15 protein-coding genes and 1 pseudogene are annotated in these 20,246 nt (G+C 59.9%); 4 read left to right on the top strand and 12 right to left on the bottom strand.

Annotated features, from left to right (window positions below):
* The 8 genes from ACVW0Y_RS06045 to ACVW0Y_RS06080 form a co-directional block, all read right to left on the bottom strand.
* Window positions 1-3,738, bottom strand: a complete 3,738-nt coding sequence (locus tag ACVW0Y_RS06045) for an autotransporter outer membrane beta-barrel domain-containing protein (RefSeq protein ID WP_457436742.1) — start codon at window positions 3,736-3,738, stop codon at window positions 1-3.
* A gap of 880 nt (window positions 3,739-4,618) precedes the next feature.
* A complete protein-coding gene (locus ACVW0Y_RS06050) occupies window positions 4,619-4,831 on the bottom strand; it encodes a hypothetical protein (protein ID WP_457436744.1) in 213 nt (70 codons plus the stop codon).
* Window positions 4,828-5,172 carry a hypothetical protein gene (locus ACVW0Y_RS06055; protein ID WP_457436745.1) on the bottom strand — a complete coding sequence of 115 codons (345 nt, stop codon included), beginning with the start codon at window positions 5,170-5,172 and terminating at the stop codon, window positions 4,828-4,830. The genes ACVW0Y_RS06050 and ACVW0Y_RS06055 overlap by 4 nt, the downstream gene beginning before the upstream one ends.
* A 71-nt stretch (window positions 5,173-5,243) precedes the next feature.
* The gene (locus ACVW0Y_RS06060) at window positions 5,244-5,462 is read right to left on the bottom strand and encodes a hypothetical protein (protein ID WP_457436747.1); all 219 of its coding nucleotides are present in this window, start codon (window positions 5,460-5,462) and stop codon (window positions 5,244-5,246) included.
* Window positions 5,463-5,600 carry a hypothetical protein gene (locus ACVW0Y_RS06065; RefSeq protein WP_457436748.1) on the bottom strand — a complete coding sequence of 46 codons (138 nt, stop codon included), beginning with the start codon at window positions 5,598-5,600 and terminating at the stop codon, window positions 5,463-5,465.
* 43 nt (window positions 5,601-5,643) lie between these two features.
* Entirely contained in the window at window positions 5,644-6,801 is a 1,158-nt protein-coding gene (locus ACVW0Y_RS06070; RefSeq protein ID WP_457436750.1) for a M50 family metallopeptidase, read from the bottom strand.
* A gap of 139 nt (window positions 6,802-6,940) precedes the next feature.
* Window positions 6,941-9,757, bottom strand: coding sequence for an ATP-binding protein (locus ACVW0Y_RS06075; RefSeq protein WP_457436752.1), 2,817 nt, complete (start codon window positions 9,755-9,757; stop codon window positions 6,941-6,943).
* Window positions 9,758-9,862: 105 nt separating this feature from the next.
* Window positions 9,863-9,985 (bottom strand): hypothetical protein, encoded by a 123-nt coding sequence (locus ACVW0Y_RS06080; RefSeq protein ID WP_457436754.1) that lies wholly within the window; start codon window positions 9,983-9,985, stop codon window positions 9,863-9,865.
* Window positions 9,986-10,019: 34 nt separating this feature from the next.
* On the opposite strand from ACVW0Y_RS06080, the gene ACVW0Y_RS06085 reads away from it, so the two are divergent.
* The 3 genes and pseudogenes from ACVW0Y_RS06085 (at window position 10,020) to ACVW0Y_RS06095 (ending at window position 11,758) form a co-directional block, all read left to right on the top strand.
* The gene (locus tag ACVW0Y_RS06085) at window positions 10,020-10,844 is read left to right on the top strand and encodes an alpha/beta fold hydrolase (RefSeq protein WP_457436756.1); all 825 of its coding nucleotides are present in this window, start codon (window positions 10,020-10,022) and stop codon (window positions 10,842-10,844) included.
* A gap of 52 nt (window positions 10,845-10,896) precedes the next feature.
* Window positions 10,897-11,466, top strand: coding sequence for a cysteine hydrolase family protein (locus ACVW0Y_RS06090; protein WP_457436758.1), 570 nt, complete (start codon window positions 10,897-10,899; stop codon window positions 11,464-11,466).
* Window positions 11,463-11,758: pseudogene (locus tag ACVW0Y_RS06095) on the top strand (catalase). The gene ACVW0Y_RS06090 and the pseudogene ACVW0Y_RS06095 overlap by 4 nt, the downstream one beginning before the upstream one ends.
* Here ACVW0Y_RS06095 and ACVW0Y_RS06100 read toward each other — a convergent pair.
* Together ACVW0Y_RS06100 and ACVW0Y_RS06105 are read right to left on the bottom strand one after the other, a co-directional pair.
* Window positions 11,700-12,212: a helix-turn-helix transcriptional regulator gene (locus ACVW0Y_RS06100; RefSeq protein WP_457436760.1), complete on the bottom strand. Its 513-nt coding sequence runs from the start codon at window positions 12,210-12,212 to the stop codon at window positions 11,700-11,702. The pseudogene ACVW0Y_RS06095 and the gene ACVW0Y_RS06100 sit on opposite strands and share 59 nt — an antisense overlap.
* A 2-nt stretch (window positions 12,213-12,214) precedes the next feature.
* Window positions 12,215-12,499, bottom strand: coding sequence for a hypothetical protein (locus ACVW0Y_RS06105; protein WP_457436776.1), 285 nt, complete (start codon window positions 12,497-12,499; stop codon window positions 12,215-12,217).
* Window positions 12,500-12,907: 408 nt separating this feature from the next.
* Between ACVW0Y_RS06105 and ACVW0Y_RS06110 the strand changes: the two genes are divergently transcribed.
* On the top strand, window positions 12,908-13,540 hold the full coding sequence (locus ACVW0Y_RS06110; protein ID WP_457436762.1) for a LysE family transporter: 633 nt from the start codon (window positions 12,908-12,910) through the stop codon (window positions 13,538-13,540).
* A gap of 567 nt (window positions 13,541-14,107) precedes the next feature.
* Here ACVW0Y_RS06110 and ACVW0Y_RS06115 read toward each other — a convergent pair.
* Together ACVW0Y_RS06115 and ACVW0Y_RS06120 are read right to left on the bottom strand one after the other, a co-directional pair.
* Window positions 14,108-19,654 carry a calcium-binding protein gene (locus ACVW0Y_RS06115; protein WP_457436763.1) on the bottom strand — a complete coding sequence of 1,849 codons (5,547 nt, stop codon included), beginning with the start codon at window positions 19,652-19,654 and terminating at the stop codon, window positions 14,108-14,110.
* A 152-nt stretch (window positions 19,655-19,806) separates the two neighbouring features.
* Window positions 19,807-20,241: a hypothetical protein gene (locus ACVW0Y_RS06120; RefSeq protein ID WP_457436765.1), complete on the bottom strand. Its 435-nt coding sequence runs from the start codon at window positions 20,239-20,241 to the stop codon at window positions 19,807-19,809.
* Window positions 20,242-20,246: the final 5 nt, after the last annotated feature.

Raw genomic sequence — 20,246 nt, forward strand, 5'->3', positions numbered from 1 at the left:
TCAAAAAAGCATCTTGAATCCGACCATGACGTCGTACCCATGGGAATCACCATCGAAGCTCTGCTGGTAGCCCGCCGACGCGGTAAAGGTGGTGCGCGCGTCGGCCTGGTAGTCGATGCCCAGGTTCACTTCGCCGGTGGTGCCTTGCACGCTCGAGTTGAACGGAATGTAGCCGGTCTCCGAGGAGAACTCGGTTTTCGGTTCGCCTTTGAACTCATGCCAGACGCTGGGGCGAATCCAGCCGGTGGTGCGGCGCAGGGGTTTGTCGGGCTCCTGGTCGAACCAGTCCTTGGCGATGCGTACTCCCAGTCGACCGATCAGTGATTCGACATCGTTGAAGCGCACCCGAGCGCCATCGTCGTGGCTGTCGTCGAGGTCGACGTAGCTGTAGATCAGTTGCGCTTGCGGCTCGATATACAGGTCTTTGTCGGCTTCAAACGGATAGCCGCTTTCCAGGGAGGCGGTGTAGCCCCAGCCATTGGTTTCGAAGTTCGACAGCTGGTTGGGCCTGGCTTTGATATCGAAATGGTTGAGTTGCAGCACGGCGTCCAGGTACCAGCCGTCGGTGTCGAACCAGGTCCAGTATCCACCGAGGCTGTAGCCGCGCACGGTGTCATCGCCCGCATTGTTACCGGTGTAGTGCTTGACGCCAGCGTCCATAGTGCCGGTAGCAATGGACAGCCCGGCTTGCTGATGGCTGCCGTCGGTGCTGGTTTTGCGGTACAGGTCGGCACCCAGTTGAAAGGCGGTCAGGTCGTAGTTGTATTCGGGGCTGTCGCCGCCGGCGCGCTGGCGGTCGGCTTGCTGTTTGCCGCTGCGGTAAATCACCCGGCCCCAGCCGAGCGAGGGGCCGTAAGTTTTCTCGTCCTCGGCGGGCCGCGGCGCATCCGGGTTCAGCCGTTCTTCGCCGACCCGCTCGTGCAAGGTGTCGACCATGGCCCGCCCATACAGCAGGGTCAGCGCCGGCAGCGCGCCGTACAACGACACTTCCGGGCGGTAGTTGGGGGTGGGGTCGTCGTCTATCAGGTCGGAGCGCAGAAACCAGGTGTCGGTCGTGCTGCCATCTTCCGCGCCGCGCGCCAGGCGATATTCGTAAGGACCGGCTACCACGCGGTTGCCCAGGGAGAACGCATCGACTGCGCTGGCGGCAGCCGAACCGTTGAGCAGGTCCACCACGGCAATGCCGTTGCCCTTGGTCAGGGCACCGAGGCCGCCAACGTTGCGCACCGTCAACCGCGTAGCGCCGCCGCTGCCGGTTTGCGTGGCGTCCACCACCAGCATGTCCGAGCGGCTATTGGCGTCGCCTTCGTTAAGCTCGGTATTCAGGATCAGGCTGCCGCCGTTGGAAACAAACACGCCGCCGCCATCGACCCCGGCCGTTTGCCCACCGCCAATCACCAGCACGTTGCCGACCGCCCGGCCGCCGCCGGTGAGGTCGATGACGCCGCTGTTGGTGAATTGGTTTGCACCCAGCAGCTGCGCCTGCACCGGGCCGCCGAGCTGCGGCGTGTTAGCGGTTTGCCCCAGGGGCAGGTAGACGCCCGTGGTGTCGAACGTGGTGATGCCTGAAGCGGGCTGCGCGGCCAGGCTTAGCAGGCCGCTGTTGTCGATGCGGTTGCTGCCGGCTGTGCCCAGGTTACTCACAGCGATGCCCCAAATGTCCCGTGTGCCGCTCCCTGTGCTGTCGGCGAAGTTGCGCAGGGTCCAGCTGCCCTGATTGATCAGGGTGGTGGCAGAGGCGGTGGCGGTGATGCTGCCGAGGATCTGCCCGCCATTGTTCAGCGTTGCCGTGCCGCTGCTGCCATTGGCATCGGCGCGCACGGCGTTATCGCTCAGGGCGACAATCGAGCCGGTGTTGTTCAGCACCTGGCTCAGCCCCGCCAACGACACCCCTGTGCTGGTATCCCAACCGCCGCTGAGCGCTGCACTGTTGACCACTTCAACGCTGCCACCCACGGTCAGCGCGTCGATGGCGGACGAGGCGGTGCCACGGCTGGAGATATTGCCGGTGTTACTCACCAGCAGATCGGCCGCCCCGTTGGCCTCCGCCAGAATGCCTTGGCTGTTGGTCGCACCGCGGGTTTCGATGGTGCCCCGGTTAACGACGAGCTGCTGGCCAGTGGTAGTCAAGGTGCGGATGCCCCGTTGTTGATTGCCACGGGCCAGCAGCGTGCCGCCGTTGTTGATGGTCACACTGCCCACCCCGGTGCCCGCGTTAAACGCCGTGCCACCGAGAATGGCCGCGCCCTGGCCGTTCACGTCAATCAGCGGGCCGGTGTAGGTGATGGCCACATCGCCACCGCCGCTCAGCGCCTGAATGCCGAACGAACCGATGCCACTGCCATCGCCGCCGCCCGCATCGGAATGGGTAATCAGCGTGCCGGCAGCGGTGACCCGCACCGTGCTGGTCGCCGACTGGTTGCTGGCGTAGATGGCATTGCCGTTGCCATTGAAGGTTTCGATGCGATTGCCGCTGTAATCGACCGCTACGTTGCCGAGAATGGAATCTACCCGTATGCCGCCGGCACCGGCACCACTGGCGGAAATATCGCCGCTGTAATTGATGGCCGCGTTACCGCCCTCGATACTGACAAGAATGCCTTGGGCGCGGGTGGTGCTTAGCCCGCCGTGCACGGTGAGGTCGCCGCTGCCCGTGATGCCGACGTCGCCGGTGCCACGCTTGATCACATAGATGGCCCGCGAGCCGGTCGTCAGCGCGGCGTTGCCCACTTCGATGGCACCGTTGTTTTCGATGTTGATGGTGCCAAGCGCACCCACGTTGTCGTTCGCATAAATTCCGTGGGCGCCTCCACCCGTGGTGGTAATCGCGCCGTCATTCACCACCGCGATGCTGCCGGTGGTAGAGAACGCGCGGATGCCAAAGCCGTTCAACCCATCGGTGGTGATGCTGCCGCTGTTAAACACCTGGGTATCGCCCGCGCCGCCCTCGGTCATGATGCCGTTGGCGTTGACCCCGGTGCCGCGGATGGTGGCAGCTGAGACGACGCTGGTATTGCCGTTTACCGCGCGGGTATGGATGCCCGCGTGGTTTCCGGCACCGGCGGTGGGGTCGGTGTCATCGACAATGGGCGTGCCGACGGAGAGCGGGTCGCTGGTATCGACCACAAAGCTGACACCGCTGCCTACCTGTGCCGTGATGCCGCCAAGGCCGGTGGCCTTGAGCCAGACGCCATTACCGCCAAAGGTGGTGATCAGGCCGCTGCCGTTATGTTGCAGGTTGATCGCACCGCCTCCCGTGCCGCTGATATCGATACCGTCGTGCTCGGTGCCGACCACGGTGCTGCGGATATCCAGCGTGCTGCCGGCATTCACCGTTACCGTCGAGGTGCCGCTGTTGGCGTTGCTCACGCCGATGGCGTCCTGCACCGAGCCGGACACCGTCACCGAGTTGGCACCGCTGAGCAGGCTGATCGCCGCATTGCCCGTGCCGGCCCCGGTTATCTGGGCCAATACGGCACTGACAGCGGTGACCGGTGTGCTGGTAACGCTGGTACCGCTCAGGGAAATGGTGGTGTTAGCGCTGGCAGCGCGGCTCAGAATCGACGAGCCGGCCGTCGTGGTAATGCTCGTCGGGGCTTGGGTAGACAGGGTGGCGTCAACGCCACTGGTCGGGGTGCAGCTCTGGGTGGTGTTATAGGTACCGGCGGCCAGTGGGCCGCAAGCGGCCCATGTTTGGGCTGGTGTAAGCAGCATCACCGCGTTGGTGATAGCGACCATCAACGTGCAATGTGTGAAGCGGCAATGTGTGAAGCGGCAATGTGGGCCAGCCCGCGAATGGCTTGATGAAAGGGCCATGCGTACCTCCATGTCAATCGGCGTCCGTGATCTGCTTGCAGCAGGTGAGTTCGCTCACGACCAACACAAAGGCATAGGCATTGTGACATCGGGTCAGGTCTGGGCTATCAGGCCAACGCTATTTGTATCCAGACTGTAGTCGCCGCGGCGCAGTTCGGCACCACGACTTCTATGATGATCTGCTCAGTCTGGCGGGCGATCATGTGCTTCTGGCCGATTGGTGCCACTGGCGACAGGCCGTCCCGGCCGAGCCTGTGAAAAACCTTTTCAAGGGTAGCAAAAGACCAAAAGTCGGGCCTAAAAATGCGTTTCTACGCTAAATCCATAGCCGCGGACCTACCGATAAATTTCGGATTTCGCGTAGACCCGCGCGCTTCAATTTTGGATGAGCGTTTTTACACACTCCTGGCCGATAGCAGCTCGTTGTGGCCGGCAGCAATTGGGCACACCGTCAAATTCCACCCGCACGGTTCGTAAGGCACGGGGATCGGGTGGTCCTGAACTTGGTAGGCAGTGCAGGTGTTGGTGACTGCTTACCACTACAGGTACGTACGGAGCATCTCGTCGACGAAGTCGCTGTTTCGATGCAAGCTGTCCGTGTTTCTAGCATGTGCGTAAGGAGCGCCGCGTTTGCCTCGGAAAAGGGGGGTGGTTCAGATCCGCAAGCTTAAAAATGCGCCGTTGTGGGGCAGCCACAAGGAGCGTCGCGACGCGGTTGTTTATGCCTATAGCCAATGGCGAGCTAGCCGGCGCGCCACCTGATTTGGTCTGTTGGGTAAAAGGAATTGCCCCTTGCCCCGTACTACGCCCAACTAAATATATCCTTCAGAAAATCCACTGCCCGCTGCCCATAGCGCAGCCCCAGATAAAAGCCGAAAGCCGCGGCTATCAGTACATACAGCCACGCCACCGCTCCGACACACCACTGCACCGCCAGAACAATTACGGCAGCCAGAAATGCGCAGCATAGGGCGGTAAAACCGTCGCCTTCGTTGCTGTTTTGCTCGTTCTTCATTTGGCGGACTTCCTGTTTAAAAAGGATGCGGATACAGCTGCCAGGAAGATAAACGGGAGGATATGCGCCACTGCCGTCAGGTAGAAGTACCAGATTTGCGGATGGGTAAAGGGGTAGAGAAAGCTTTCCTCAGAGCTTTCTATTTCTTTCGACGGGACGGTTGCGAGCATGGTTTGAAGCTCTTCCTGTGTGGCGTTTTCAAGCTGTTCGGCTGAAATGGCAGACATGTCGATGACCACATCGCCTTCTTCGGGGCCGGACACTTGCATGGTCAGGGCCGGCGCAATCAGGGCGAATAGCAGGCTGACGAGGGCGCATCTCAGTAGGTCCAGGGCTTTCACGGGTTCTTCCTTGAAGGGTAATGCGGGGTTATGCATTGGGATGGCTACCCATCTCCACTCGCCACAATCTGTCAGCCCTTGACCAAGGCACGGATCAGAAAAAGGGCGAAACCAAGAATGCCGAGATAAGTGAATAGCGCAGGGTAGTTGATGTCGCTTAGAAACTTCGGCACCAGGCTGGTTTGCCGCACCGCACGATGAAAGGCTTCGACGTCGACCGGGTTCTCGGCGATATGTCCGGGTTTATCCAGGGCAATTTGCGCGTCGTCGTATTGCGAGTCGATGGCCACTTAGGTCGATACCATGCCGGTGCGCAAAAGATGGCTGGAGCCGGCACCGCTGATGACGACCGGGATGCCGGCGCTTTCGATCCTGATCTTGAGTTTCAGGGCTTCTTCTTGGGTCAGTGTCTGGGCGATCTGCTTCATGGCTCTGTCAGTGAGTAGCGCAGGAGGGGGGAAGTGGGCGGAGTCAGAGCACGGCTCGGATATGCCCGGCCAAGGCCTTTTGCAATGCAAAAGTGGATTGAATACGCGAGTTTTCGGCGATTCGTTCGGCCTGGCCCAGCGCGTGTTCAACGCCATCGCGCTGGCCCTTCAAGGCGGCCCGCAAGGCGCGATAGTTGTGCGAGAGGGTCGGGGCATACCAATCGAGGTCGCGGTTTAACAGCAGCGCGGCATTCAGATCGCTGGCGTTGCGTTGCCAGATCGCCCGGCAGAATGCCACTTCGGCGCGTACGGTAGCCACCACACTGGGGGCGAGCTGCCGCACATTTGGGTGGGCGTTGACCAGGCGTTCCAGCTCAGCGCCCAGGGCAACCGCAGCTTCCCAGTCGCCGGCCGCCTGCAGCGCATCGAGGCGAAAGGACAGGCTGATCAAGGGTGCCGGCATCGGCTGGCGATCCAATTGCTGCAGGTCGGCAACCGGCAGGTCTGCGGCTGCTACGCCGGACGTGCTGAGCGCCAATAGGCGGGCGTAGGCAAAATTCGGACCTTGCTCGTCCGGTCTGCGCCACCAGGCCAGTAGTTGGGCACCGTCGCTTTGCATCTGGCGAATGGTCGGCACCAGGTTGGCCAGGCCCATGGCCAGGTTGATCGCGGCAAACGCCAGGATGCAGGCGGCGAATGGTGGAAAGGTAGTTACCGTGAGTAGCGCCAGCGGCAAGCACAGCACGGCCGTCAGCAGATTCATCAGCGGCCCCATGGCGATAAACCACAGACGAGCGCGACGCCACGGTCTATCGGGCGGGTCGACGGCCAGCACATAGCCATCGAAGCCCTGGCCTTTGCGGCGGCGCATCGGCCGAAAACGCATGCCTTGGCGCAGCAGCTGCAATTCCACAGCAAAGGCCCGCACAAACAGCACGCGCATGCCGCCCAGGGTGGCACCCAGCCAGTGCCCGCCTTCATGAATGACCACGGCAAAAAAACCAAACACCACAGCCAGGACCACAGCCATATAGCCCGGCAGCCAACCGCGCAGCATGACGCCAAGCAGGGCACCGGCGAAGACAAAACCGCTGAAGCTGAGCAGGCCCTGCAGGATCAGCATCAACAGATTGAAGCGTCTGGCGGGGCGAGGGTTGTGCAGGTGGATCGGGTTCGTTGCCGGGTTTTTGCTCTCGCTCATAGGTGAGCGGCCGGGGCAGGGTAAAACACGACGGGGGCGGCGAGGTAGGGCATCGAAAAGTCCTTTTCAGTGGCTGGCGTCCATGGCCGGGGGCGGACGTTACTGAAGCACTGCGGCCTTGTCCATGACTATGCACGGCCTAGGCCAAGGATTTGAGCACATGCCGGGCCGCCTCGAAGTCGGCGCTGTCGAAGCCTTCGCAAAAGGTGTCGAGCAGCGCATTGAGTTCCGTTGCCGCGCGAGCCGCTTGCCCCTGCTTGTGCCACAGTCTGGCCAGGCTGGTGGTGACGCGCAGTTCCCAGGATTTCATCTGGTGTTGCTGGGCAATTTGCCGGGCCTGGAGCAGCAAGGCTTCGCCCTCGGCGCTAGCACTGTTGAGCAGCAGCTCGCCATGGCAACGCAGCAACTCCGGCAGTGCGGATTGGTCATCGGCCTGGCGGGCGTGGGCGATGGCGATTTCGATCAGGCGCAGCGCTTCGGCCGGGCGCTCGCGTTGGGCCAACAAACTGCAGAGCGCCGAGGTGTAGGGTGCCAGATAAGAGGCATGGCGCACGCGGCCGAGGCGTTCCAGGGCCGGGCTGATCACGTTGTCGTAGGCCAGTGAGTCGCCTTGCCAGAGTTGGTACAGGCCACTCCAGAATTCGCCACCCCAGAACTGTCCGGCACCAATCGAATGAGGGCCCAGTTGATGCCAGCTACGGGCTGCCAGCAGACGTTGGCTGGGCCAGGCCAGCGCCGCTACGCCCCCGGTAAGAAGAGCGATGGGGCAGGTGCTCATGGTCAGTACATGCCAGCGGCTGGCCAGGTGTCCGGTGGCGGCGGCCTGCTGTTCGGCTTCTTTCAGGGCTTTGTTGGCCTGGTCGGGATAGCCCTGCAGCCACAGGGTGTACGCCAGTGCGCAGAGGGCGACGGCCTTCTGGTCGTAGGCATAACGCAGGATATGCCGTTGGCGCAGGTCGTCCGGGTAGGCGCGCAGTACATCATGCAGGCCGGCGCGGGCTTCCTGCAGGCGACCCAGGCACAGCTGCGAGAGGGCGATCATACGCTGCGCGACCCACTGATCGCCGGCGCTGGGGTGCTGCTCGGCGTGCTGCAGAAAGTCTTCGGCGATCTGCAGATTCTGCCGGTACGGGCCGTTCAGATAGCCGTGCGCCCACAATCCCCAGATCGCCAGCGCCTGGTGGTCGTGGTCGGCAAGCCGTTGGGCGATGCTCAGGGTGTTGCAAAACGCCGCGCGGGTTTCCTCGGTAGCGCCGGTATAAAGCAGCGCCTTGCCACGTACGGCGTTGAGCTTCATCACCTTGCGTTCAAACAGTTCCGGACTGGCCAGATGGGCGAGGGCACGGTTGACGCTGAGCAGGCATTCATTCACTTGCGAGCGCTGCAGCCAGAAGGACAGGGAGGCGATGGTGAGGTCGATGCCCAGCACCGTGTCGCGTTGTTCATCGAGGGTCCAGCGCAGCGCCTCGCGCAGGTCTTCCTGAAGCTCCTCGCAGAGCACGCCGCGGGGCGAAGCGCCCAGCTCCCAAAGCGGTGCGGCGCTGGAAAATGCTTCCAGCAAATACAGGGCGTGCAGGCGGCGGGTGGCGGCGGTTTCGCCACAGTCGCGGAGTTTTTCGTTGGCGTAGCTGCGGGTCACTTCCAGCAACCGGTACTTCAGGCTGCTGGGATCGTGCTGCAGGGCCAGCAGGGATTTGCCCACCAGGCTGGCGATGCTCTTAACCACCGCATCGGCGCTTAACGCTTGCGACACCCCCACGGCCAGCGCTGCCTCCAGGCCGAACGCGCCGGCAAATACGCCAACGCGGCGTAGCAGGGTGCGGTCGTTGTCGCTCAGCAGGGTGTAGCTCCAGTCCAGGGTGGCGCGCAGGGTTTGCTGACGGGGCAGGGCCGAGCGGTTGCCGCCGGCAAGCAGATCCAGCTGGTTTTCCAGCCGCTCGACCACCACCCGCAGGCCCAGGCTGGTCACCTGCGCGGCGGCCAGTTCAATGGCCAGAGGAATACCGTCGAGGCGGCGGCACACGCGCGCTTTCAGTTCGACGGCCTGGGGCACGCCGTCAAGCAGGGAGTGGCCGTGTTCCAGGCGCGCTTCGAACAACCGGACTGCACTGGCGGCGCGCATCACTTGCGGGTCGGCGTCGGCGGCGGGCACTTCCAGGGCGGCGACACGAAACAGGTATTCGCCTTCGATACGCAAGGCTTCGCGGCTGGTGGCGACTATCTGCAGACTGCGGTTGCACACCAGCAGGGTTTCCACGGCGCGGGCGGCGGCTTCGATCAGGTGCTCGCAGTTATCCAAAACCAGCAGAATGCGGTGGCCGATCAGGCTGGCGGCAATCTGCTCCAGGCTGGCACTGCCGCTGGCCGGTGCCAGCCCCAGTGCTGCGGCGATGGTGGGCACCAGGAATTCATCGGTGGACAGCGGCGCCAGGTCGGCCAGGCATATGCGGTCGGTAAAGGTCGCGCCGAGATTACGCGCGCACTCCAGCGCCAGGCGGGTTTTACCGATGCCGCCGGGGCCGATCAGGGTGACCAGACGTTGCTGATAAATGCTTTCTTCGAGGTCGGCGAGGGCGCTTTCGCGGCCGATCAAACGCGACACACTGGCAGGAATAAACAGATGCTCCCGCGGGGGTGGCACCTCGCTCTGAGGGGCAAACTGATAGCCGCGTCCGGATACGGTACGCACCGCGCTGCGCTCGGCCCCCAGCGCTTTGCGCAGCAGCGATATCTGCGCCTCCAGGGTGTTTTCTTCGACGATGCGTCCCGGCCAGACGGCCTGCATCAATTCATCCTTGCTGACCACCTGGCCGTTGGCTTCCAGCAAAGCCAACAAGACGTCGAAGGCACGGCCAGGCAGTTCCACGGCCTGGCCCTGGATACGCAGCAAGCGTTTGCCGGGGAGCACTTCACAGTTGCCGAAGCGCAGCAGACCCGCAGAAGTAGGGGAGTTCATCGCGCATCCTCGCGCAGGGCTGACTCGTGAAAGGGAACGGCGTACCACGCACACAACCTGACAGCCCAGGACAGATGCACGATGTCCTACAACGGCGCTGCTTAGCTAATCATAAAAATCAGCTTTCTTCAGGTTTTCTACAGGACCCTTTGCTTCGCTCTCGCTAACGTCGTGTTCCAACCCATCAGCCCCGGCTTTGCCGGTGGCGCCGTTGAGGGTGACGGCCATCAGGACTGTCAACACGACCTTGGAGAGACCGCACATGGGCACCATCACAACACGCGACGGCACCGAGATTTATTACAAGGATTGGGGCAGTGGCCCGGTAGTGGTGTTAAGCCACGGCTGGCCGCTGAACGCCGACAGTTGGGAATCGCAGATGTTCTTCCTGGCCGCCAATGGCTTCCGGGTGATCGCCCATGACCGCCGTGGCCACGGGCGTTCCAGCCAGCCGTGGGACGGCAACGAGATGAACACCTACGCCGACGATCTGGCGCAACTGCTGGACCACCTGGATGTGCGCGATGCAGCGCTGTTCGGTTTCTCCACGGGTGGCGGCGAGGTGGCGCGCTATATAGGCCGGCATGGCACCGCACGGGTAGCCAAGGCCGGACTGATTTCCGCGGTGCCGCCACTGATGCTGAAGACCGATAGCAACCCCGGCGGCCTGCCGATCTCGGTGTTCGATGGCATTCGCGCCGGTTCCATCGCCGACCGTTCGCAGCTGTACAAGGACATCGCCAGCGGCCCGTTCTTTGGCTACAACCGTCCGGGCACCAAACCTTCCCAGGGGGTGATCGACGCCTTCTGGATGCAGGGCATGATGGCCGGTCACAAGAACGCCTATGACTGTATCAAGGCGTTCTCGGAAACCGACTTCCGCGAAGACTTGAAGAAGTTCGATGTGCCCACGCTGATCCTGCACGGCGACGACGACCAGATCGTCCCGGTGGACGCCGCAGCCCGTGCCTCGGCCGAGCTGGTACGCGACGCCAAGCTGCTGATCTACCCCGGTGCGCCCCACGGCATCACCGACACCCACAAAGACAAACTCAACGCCGACCTGCTGGCCTTTCTGCGCAGCTAAGCCCTCATTTGCCCGGCAAATACTGCTGGGTGCCAACGAAAGGAACATCGCTATGAGCGGTAAAAAAGCACTGATCGTGGTCGACATCCAGAATGACTATTTCCCCGGTGGCCTGTGGACCCTGAGCAAGGTCGAAGCGGCCGCAGCCAAGGCCGCCCAGGTGATTGCCGCGTTTCGCGACAGCGGTGATCTGGTGGTGCATATCCGCCACGAATTCACCAGCGCCGATGCGCCGTTTTTCCGCCCCCACAGTGAGGGTGCCCAGCTGCATCCCAGCGTGATCAACCAGCCGGAAGAGCCGGTGGTGCTCAAGCACTTTATCAACTCGTTCCGCGAAACCGAGCTCAAGCCGATTCTCGACGCCCAGGGCGTGGACGAGCTGATTGTGGTCGGCAACATGACTCATATGTGCGTGCACGGCATCACCCGCGCCGCCGTCGATTTCGGCTACCGCACCACGGTGCTGCATGACGCCTGCGCCACCTTGGATCTGGAGTTCGATGGGGTCAAAGTGCCGGCCGCCCATGTGCATGCAGCCTTTATGGCGGCCCTGAGTTTCGGCTATGCGCCGGTGATTTCCACCGCCGAATACCTCGGTCAGCACGTCAGGAATGCCGCATGAACAAACTCACTACCGCCTTCGGTGCCCCGGTCGCAGACAATCGGAACACCCAGACGGCTGGGCCGCGTGGCCCGGCGCTGAGGCAGGATGTGTGGTTTATCGAAAAGCTCGCGCATTTGATCGCGAGTTGATTCCCGAGCGGCGCATGCATGCCAAGGGTTCCGGGGCCTATGGCACCTTTACCAATGCGCTGAGGTGCCTCGGCGCAAGTGCGCAGTTGACTGCCGTGAGCCTCAAGAGACTTCGACAGCTTGCCGATCGGCCAGACGTTGCTGTTCTTTGTCGACGTTAACGCGCATGGCAATGTTGGAAATCGCCACCAGATCCGGTGCCAAGGTGTAAGCGGCGCGGGTTTGCATCCAGGCGAGTATTTCCGCCAGGTGCCAGATCGAGGTGGTGCCCTCATGAATGGGCGGCGGGAAGCTGGCGGCATTGGCGAGCATCAGCTTGCGCATATTCTGCCGCGACATGCCCATCAGCTCGGCAACATCGGTCAAACCCACCAGATCGGGGGTCGCTTCAATCAGCGCCGCAGTGGGCAGCGCGTTATGTACATCGGCCAGGGCGCTGGTCAGCGCCTCTTCGGCACTAGCGGCTTCGCGGGTGAATTCCAGGGCCAGTCGGCCCGGCTGACCTATACCAATCAGCGCATCGTCACAGCCGGCTGCGCCCAGGCGTTCGATGAGGGCATCCATATCCTGTTCAATGGGGTTGAGTTGGTACTTCAGGGTAAAGATGTATTCCATCGTTATTGCTCTGTTTGGTTCGCTTTTGCCTCGGCGTGCTGCGCGTGCTGGTGGGTGGTGCAGTTGTCCACGACACGGCGTATCGCGCTGGCAAAATTGCCCGGGCTTTTCGGCGTGCTCCAGATGCCGCTGATACAGAATTCCCCGCACCGGCATTCCGCGTCGTTGTAGGGGCAATAGATTTTTCCCCAACAGTGACTGCCGCCTTGCAGCACTCGCCAACCCTGCGATTCGGCGTACTTCAAGGCATATTCGATTTCTTTCTTGGGATGGGCGGAGCGTGTCATCCATGCATCGCCAGTATGTGAATGACAATACGAGTTGTCAAATGACAACCTGCTGCTGGTTAGCCAGCGACGTCTTCCTTGCAAGGACTGGCAACGCAGCGCTGTCACCTCTATCTGTTGTTCACGGTGGACCTGGCTGAGCATTCAGGCTCGGCGAAACCGAGAGGAGGGTGCCTTTATCTGGAAATACAATGAGTTAGCGAAGATTGATCGCTATTTGAGCGCTCCCAACTCAGGCTCCGGGAAACGCTACATGTAGCGTGCTATGCACAGACTTATGCACAGATATTGTGGATATCTGGGATCGAAAGCGGGCCGATTCTGGCTTTTCCTGAGCGATGCCTTGACACTGAAAAACCTGGCCGCTCACAGTCGAACCCATCGCAAGCGGACTCTGGCTCCAGCACCATGACCTACCTGTCGTTACTTCTATTGATCAGCGGTATCTACCTGGCCGTTCTGGCCAGCCCAGGTCCCAACTTCTTTATCCTCAGCCAGCTGGCCATGGAAGGCCGGCGTCGTGAAGCGCGTTACGTGGTGTTCGGTTTAACCACGGGCTCGATCTTCTGGGTGCTAGTGGCGCTGGCGGGCGTGGCGACGCTATTGGCCCAGCATCCTTGGTTGGCGTCGGCGTTAAGCCTGATGGGCGCGGGTTATCTGATCTGGTACGGCGCACGGTTGTTGGCGTCGGCTTTTACCCCAGCGGCAAAACGCAACGTGAATAAGCAATCGACCGTAGGCAACGGAAGTCGATTGGCGGCATACCGCACCGGCTTGCTGACTGGAGTGACCAATCCCAAAGGCGCGGCATTCTGGACCAGCGCATTTGCCGTGGTGTTTCCGGTCGAAGCGCCGTTCTGGTTTTACCTAGTTACCGTTGCACTGGTGGCAGCGCTCTCATTGACCTGGCATCTAGCGATTACTCAAGTGTTTGGTACGCAGGCGTTGCGGGCTTTTTATCTGCGTATCGAGCGTGGAGTAAACGGTGTGGCAGGTGCCGGGCTGATTGCACTTGGACTGCAGCGAGCGATTTCGCGGTAGGTCAGCAGTGAAAGGGGATTTCGAATAGACCGATGTGTGCATTTGACTGGCTTACATATAATTTAACATAATATACATTATGCGAATATGACTACTGAGGTCTGGGAGCGCGACTAGCAAACGGCTACGCAACGCCCAACCTTCGAACCGAATGCTCAGTTAAGCGATCTCGGGCTTCTGCCCCATAGCTGCTTTATAGAGTTCGATCTTTTCAGCAGGCGTTGGAGTCCATGTACGCCCAACCAAAGCAAAGTCGTTTCTGGCGTCTATGACATTGGGGTCATGCTGGAATTGAGGACTAACCGATAAGAAACGCTCCTGACCACGGCGGTCAGTATCAGGTATGCCGTCGTTATCAAACCGATAGACGTAGTAAGACTCCACTGACATTTCAGTTGGCTTTCGATCGTGGAGCCTCACGATCACACTTGCAAATCTCACCGTGCAGTTTGAAAACATCGGGATTGCGATGCGCTGGCCCTCGACTCCATACGCTGCAATTCGTTACCGCCCCTCCCAACGTACCGGATAAAAAACGTGCTTATAGAAGCCTGGAGCGCGCCCAATCTATTTCCATGCAGTAGCAATTGCTGCAGCCAGTTGCTGTTGCTGAGCGGCCGTCCGATCAGCTGTAGTCGACGACATACCTGCCATAACCACACGCAATGCCTCCACTCGATCAGCTGTCAGAACCAAGCCGCTGAGCAACTCAATACGTTCAATGACATTCGTTGGTGTGTTGTACCAACCGGTGATCGTTACTTGGTCTGTACCTTTGACAAGGCGCAGATCATTGCCTGACTTAACCAGCCAGAGTTTGTCCGGCGTCCACTGGGTATCGAAGGTCAGTCGATCAATATCCGCCAAGTTACCGCCATCCGCGATGGTGTCAGAACCGTCGCCTTCGGCGAAGCGATAGGTATCGCCGCCGCCCTTGCCAATCAGTACGTCGTTGCCTGCTTCGCCGATCAACACATCAGCATCAACGCTACCGATCAATCGTGAGCTGGCTGGACCAGCGTTGATTTGCGCTATTCCAATCAGACGTACAGTAGAAAAATCCAGGGTATTCGCGGTCGTTCCAACGATACGATTGAAGCCACCGTCTCCATCGATCACCTCTATGCCGTAAACGGCCGAAAACACGCTCAACCTCAGTACGTCATCACCCGGGCCACCTCGTATTGTGTCCACGCCTGACTCACCCCAGATATCGTCTGTTTCGCCGCTGTCACCGCTAAATAGGAAGACGTCATCACCAGGCCCACCGAACAGCGTGTCGATACCAGGCCCGCCATTGATCACATCGTTTCCTGCACTGCCACGAATTGTGTCGTTACCACCTTGGCCGTCGATACGAGCAATGTTCTGCAACAGGGTATTGGTGAAGTCAAGGTTGTTGGCGGTATCGTCACCGGCAATCACGTTCACCCCGTCTCCCCCATCAATGAGCTCAACAGCGGTGTCATAGCCGTAGTAGGTGAAGCCAATACGATCATCGCCAGCAGAACCTAACAATCGGTCATAGCCTTGGCCGCCGCTAGTTTTATCAAAGCCTTGCGCCCCGGTTACCAGGAAGGTGTCGTCGCCCAAATCACCGACCAGCTCATCGTTACCCAAACCACCGATAATTACATCGGAGCCAGTGCTGCCGATGATGTAGTCATTACCAGCCAGACCATCGATAGCCTCGATATTGCGCAACTCGGTTACTCGGAAATCCATCGAGTCGTTACCCGCGGTACCTTCTATGCGATTGAGGCCGGGACCACCATCAATCAACTCAACCCGCGACGCACCGTTGTAGCCGCTGACACGAACAACATCATCCCCTTCCCCGCCCAAAACACGGTCATAGCCGTCGCCACCGTTGAAGATATCGGGAGAACTGTCGTTACCCAGCACAATAAACGTGTCGTCGCCAGCGTTCCCATACAGGGTGTCCATGCCTGGGCCACCAATGATCACCTCGTTGCCACTTGAGCCGTGGATCGTGTCATCGCCACCCTGACCATCAAGGGTGATGTCTTTACCGTTACCCGACAGGGTGTCCGCCCCGGCAGTACCCAACGTGACGGGTATCGGCGCGCCACCGGTAACAGCCCAATGCACACGGTTAAACAGCACCGCTTCACTGGCTAATTGGCGCAGCACAAACGCGTCGCTGGACGGGTTACGTACACCGCTGATGACCCCGCTGAAACCGAGCTGCGTAGTACCGGAAAGGCTCACCCCACTGCCCTGCACGGTTGGCGTGGCCTGGGCGGATGTCAACGTCGGGCCGGCATTCAACAGCAGAGGACGCACAGTGATGTCCACCCGCCCTTCATCATCGGGCTCGGAGCGTGCCACCACCTGGTAGTGGCAGATGAATAGCGTTTGCCCTGCTTGCTCGTTGTCGGCAGTGGTCAGCACGACGTCCTGCGGATCCAGGCCAGCAAAGTCGCTGTCACTGCTCTGCAGTGGCAGTAATTGCAGCGCCACCGTTTGCGGGCCATCAATGCTGCAATCGTCCACACCGGTCACTCGAATACGCTGCGGCTGCTGCCAGTTTTCGGCGGTGAAATACAGGTACGGCTGCGCATTGAGCAGACGCGCTTCGGACTCATCGCTCAGCGCCAGGTTGAGCATCACGCTCTGCCCTGGTTTCGGACTGCGATCCAAGCTGACTGCAATCTCAGCCTGCGCCTCACCGAACTCGTCGAGCTGCAACGACCCAACGGGCGTCACCTGAACCCGCGGTGTGGGCGCTAGCAACGTCACGCTGCTGGCTTCAACGGTCACGCTACTACTGGCATCGCGGATTACCGCGCTGATGCGATAGGTGCCGGGCTGCATGCCGGCCAGCGACCAGACGAACTGGTCGGCATCGCCGTCAGGGTCTTCCGCCAGTCCGCTGGCGATCACTTGTCCATTGGCATACAGGTCGATGGTTGCAGCGCTGTCCGGGTCTTGGTCAGTCCATTGAATAGAGACCGAGCCTCCCGTCAGTGTCTGGTCCGTATTCGGCAGCACGAAGCTCAGGCCGGGCGCATCGTCCACGCCATTTTCGTTGACGAAAAACGTTTGCCAATCGCTCCACGGCGACGTCAGTCCGGTCGGGTCCACGGTGCGGACTCGCCAGCGGTAACTGCTGTTGTCCTGCAACGGGAAGGATGGCGTCCAGCCCAGCTCACTTACCACCTGCGTGGCCAGTGGTTCTGCGCCACTCGGGGTATGCAAGGAAAACTCGTAAGACAGCGCATCGCCATCCGGGTCCACCGCCGGGTGCACTTCCAGGCGCGGGTTGCGCACCTCTACCCAAGCGCCGCTGGTGGGGTTACTGATGGTTGGCGTAGCAGGTGCCTCTGGATGCTGATTCACCTTATAGCTACCGGTCACCCACGCCGATTCTTGCTCGCCATCACTGGCCCGCACGCGCCAGAAATAGTGGCGGTTTTCGCTCAGCGTTTGCGGCACGGTCCACTGTACGGTGCCCTGCGCTGCCGCGAACCAATCAGAGTCCAGCACCGCGCCAGAATCAAAGCGTTCATTGGTATCCAATTGAATGCGGTATTGCAGCGGCTGACGCTCAGGGTCGCGCGCTGCGTCCACGCGCAGCACCACATTTGCCGCCTTGTCGATTTGCTGGCCCTGCAGCGGCCACGCCAAAACAGGCTCACTCGGTGCCTCGTTGCTCAGGCTGACCCCGAACACACTCGGCTCGCTCTGCTGCACCGCACCGTGCTCATCAACCGCCTCCACCAACCAGAGGTAGAAATTGTTTTCCTGCAGCTCAATCGGCGACTGCCACTCGGTGACGCCATTGGCTCCAGGCAACAGGCCCGTCACTTCAACCACTGGCTGAGTGAACTCGCTGTCGTCCTCACGGAATACACGCACGCGATAACTCAGCGCATCTTCATCCAGGTCGAAACTGTTGTTGAACTGGAAGGTTGGGCGCAACTGCGCCACCAGCCCCATCGGCGTTGGATTGAGCAAGGTCGGTGCGCTAGGCGCATCGTTGGTCTCGTTAATAAAGAAGCGCCCATTCACCCACTCGCTGCTGCCGCTGGTGTGCGTTACGCGCGCGCGCCAGTAGTAACGGTGGTTGTCTTGCAGCGTGGCGTTGCCGATCAGATCTTCCGCCGTCACCGCCCACTGGGTATGGCCACTGCCCTCCTCCAATTCAGCCGACTTGGCCACCAGGCTGGCAAAGTGTTCGTCCTCGTACAGCTCGAACCAATACTTGAAGCGTTTGCCCTGACCATTGGCGCTGTTCTGCACCCGCAAGGTGGGATAACGCGCCGTCACTTCGGCATTGTCGGCCGGGGTATCCAGTTGCGGGGGCAACGGGGTCAGCTCAACGGTTTTTGGATCAGAACCCTGATCGAATTCGTCGACGTCGCTAATGCCGTCGCCATCAAAATCGCCTGTACCGTCACGGTCCAAGTTGCCAAATTGCTGCTGCTCCCAGGCGTCGTCCATGCCGTCGCCGTCGTTGTCACCCGCGCGGAACACACGAATACCAACCGGCAAAACGTTATCGAGCACACCATCGGTGGCGCGGAAGTTCACCACATAGCGCCCCGCCTGGCCTTGCAGCGGCGTCCAATAGAACGTGCCACTACCACCGCCGTCCTCCTTGAACGTAGCGCCGGAAGGTAGGCTTGCAGCGAGCAGTTTTGGCACCGTGCCGTTGGGATCGCTAGCGCGAACCAAGAAGCCGACCTGGCCACCCTCGTACGTGCTGCGATCGGCAATCGGCATAAACACCGGCGGTTTCGGGTCTTGGGTCAGTTCACCAAATTCAACCGTGTATTGCCCGCTCGGATTGTTATCAAACACGTTCAGGTAGTAGTTGAACGCATGTTTGTCCTCTGCCCGCTCCTTGCTAAGCCAAGCATTGTGCGGCGACAACGCCGTGCCATTCGCACGCACCACACGCATCAACCCTTTGGTGCCGGCATAGGGGTCCGTCACCCGCACATACCCAAAGCCCGGCTGAGCGTTATTCACCGCCAGCGTACGCAGCGTTGAGCTGCCGCCCAGCACACCACTCAGGCGAGCCACCGGCGCGCAATCCAGGCACGGCGCGTTATCGGTCTGACCGACACTGTCCGACTCAAACACAAACAACTCATCGCCCACATAACCCAGGAAATCGCCGACACGGTCACGCGTAGGCAGGTCGACCAACACATCGCGCAACAGGAAGTGGGTATTCACGGCATCAAGCAACGACGTCAGGCGCCCGCCCAATTCATCCGGGTGGGAAAACGACGCGGTGAAATCAATAAACTGGCCAGACAGCGTGCTCTCCATAATCCAGCGGCCATTACGGTTCTTACCGGGCGCGACCGTACCGAAATCGATCAACAACGTTGGCGACGCCGCCGCCTCATCGACAAAACTCTGATTAATCCGGAAATTGATCGCCAGGCCCTGCTCGTTACCGATGATCTTAGGCTGCGCGGACTCGATCTTTACGCTCTTCGCCTCGCCACGCCCGCTGTTACGCACCCGCACACCGAGGGTGTACGGCTCCGGCGCTTCTATGGTCGGGGTAAAGGCGTCGTCGGCGATCACCTCCTTGGTAAGGAAGTAATCCAGGGTCAGCTCGGGTTGGGGTTTAACCGTGATGGTGTCGGGGGTCACCGTCAACGATTCCACCTTACCGCCCGCGTTGTAACTCAAGCTCGCGCCCACGTTATAACGCTTGCCCGCCAGGCTCTGCCCTGCCGCGCCGGCAGTGGGGATGATCAACCAACGCAACACACCCGCCGCTTTGGGCGGGACTTGGCCATTGGTGACGGCACCGTCAGCGCCGGACTGGATGCTGTTGAGGTTGTTGCTGTCGTCCAGGCGGATAAAGAAGGCCGCGTCTTTGGCGTTAGCGTCGGAGCTGGCTTTTACAACGTGGCCGGTGTCGTCTTCGAATAACACCTGCACTTGGAGTTGGTCGAGAGCAATGGTGTCCAGGCCGTTATTGATGCGCATGGTCGCTTCGAACGCTTGGCGCTCAAGGGTTAGTTCTTGGGCGATTTCGATTAGGACTACTGCGCATAGGTTGTCTTCGGCCCAAGTGCTTGCGCTCCATAGGAATAATATAGATGCCATCCATTGCTTTAACATTCACCCCCTCCAAAACAGCTCTTAATAGATCTAAAACGCAGTGTCAAAAACTAGCTGCACACTAAAAACAATGAAGATCCAGAGTGTGCAGTTTCTACAATAGCGGCAAATAAACAAGTGCTGCTAATTAATATCAGCAAAAGATTCGCTAATTAAATATTGCTCAACCGTAAAATTTCGTTAAGGAGTAGCTTGAAGTCGCCGTAAATATCAATATCGGCTTTGAATGAAAGCTGGTTGTACGCAATCAATTCAAGAGTGGGCATAAGTTCTTTCATCATGGGCAGTACGTAGTTAGGTTGCGTCCTCATTTTATCCGCAACTAGCTCCATAAAACCGTTAGCTGCGCTGGACATCTGGAATTTTCTGAAATTCCCAGATGCAATATGATTTCTATATGACAAAATATAAAACTGAAAAGGCAAAATTGGCATACAGCCGAGATCCTCGCATCGAGCCAAAACGTTCAACTCAAAAAGTTCTTCGGCCTCTTCAATGCTTTTTCCATGAAATACTTTATAAGCATACTGGAGATCCCTGTTGCCTTGCAGACTCCCCCAGTCTTCATCCCGCGGTATATTATTCATATTGC

The sequence above is a fragment of the Pseudomonas sp. TE3786 genome, from assembly GCF_054057335.1.

What these genes read in the sequence shown, in the direction of transcription:
- ACVW0Y_RS06045 (WP_457436742.1), bottom strand. Translation starts at nt 3,738, where the DNA reads ATGGTCGCTATCACCAACGCGGTGATGCTGCTTACACCAGCCCAAACA.
- ACVW0Y_RS06050 (WP_457436744.1), bottom strand. Translation starts at nt 4,831, where the DNA reads ATGAAGAACGAGCAAAACAGCAACGAAGGCGACGGTTTTACCGCCCTA.
- ACVW0Y_RS06065 (WP_457436748.1), bottom strand. Translation starts at nt 5,600, where the DNA reads ATGAAGCAGATCGCCCAGACACTGACCCAAGAAGAAGCCCTGAAACTC.
- ACVW0Y_RS06070 (WP_457436750.1), bottom strand. Translation starts at nt 6,801, where the DNA reads ATGAGCGAGAGCAAAAACCCGGCAACGAACCCGATCCACCTGCACAAC.
- ACVW0Y_RS06075 (WP_457436752.1), bottom strand. Translation starts at nt 9,757, where the DNA reads ATGAACTCCCCTACTTCTGCGGGTCTGCTGCGCTTCGGCAACTGTGAA.
- ACVW0Y_RS06080 (WP_457436754.1), bottom strand. Translation starts at nt 9,985, where the DNA reads ATGGCCGTCACCCTCAACGGCGCCACCGGCAAAGCCGGGGCTGATGGG.
- ACVW0Y_RS06085 (WP_457436756.1), top strand. Translation starts at nt 10,020, where the DNA reads ATGGGCACCATCACAACACGCGACGGCACCGAGATTTATTACAAGGAT.
- ACVW0Y_RS06090 (WP_457436758.1), top strand. Translation starts at nt 10,897, where the DNA reads ATGAGCGGTAAAAAAGCACTGATCGTGGTCGACATCCAGAATGACTAT.
- ACVW0Y_RS06100 (WP_457436760.1), bottom strand. Translation starts at nt 12,212, where the DNA reads ATGGAATACATCTTTACCCTGAAGTACCAACTCAACCCCATTGAACAG.
- ACVW0Y_RS06105 (WP_457436776.1), bottom strand. Translation starts at nt 12,499, where the DNA reads ATGACACGCTCCGCCCATCCCAAGAAAGAAATCGAATATGCCTTGAAG.
- ACVW0Y_RS06110 (WP_457436762.1), top strand. Translation starts at nt 12,908, where the DNA reads ATGACCTACCTGTCGTTACTTCTATTGATCAGCGGTATCTACCTGGCC.
- ACVW0Y_RS06115 (WP_457436763.1), bottom strand. Translation starts at nt 19,654, where the DNA reads ATGTTAAAGCAATGGATGGCATCTATATTATTCCTATGGAGCGCAAGC.
- ACVW0Y_RS06120 (WP_457436765.1), bottom strand. Translation starts at nt 20,241, where the DNA reads ATGAATAATATACCGCGGGATGAAGACTGGGGGAGTCTGCAAGGCAAC.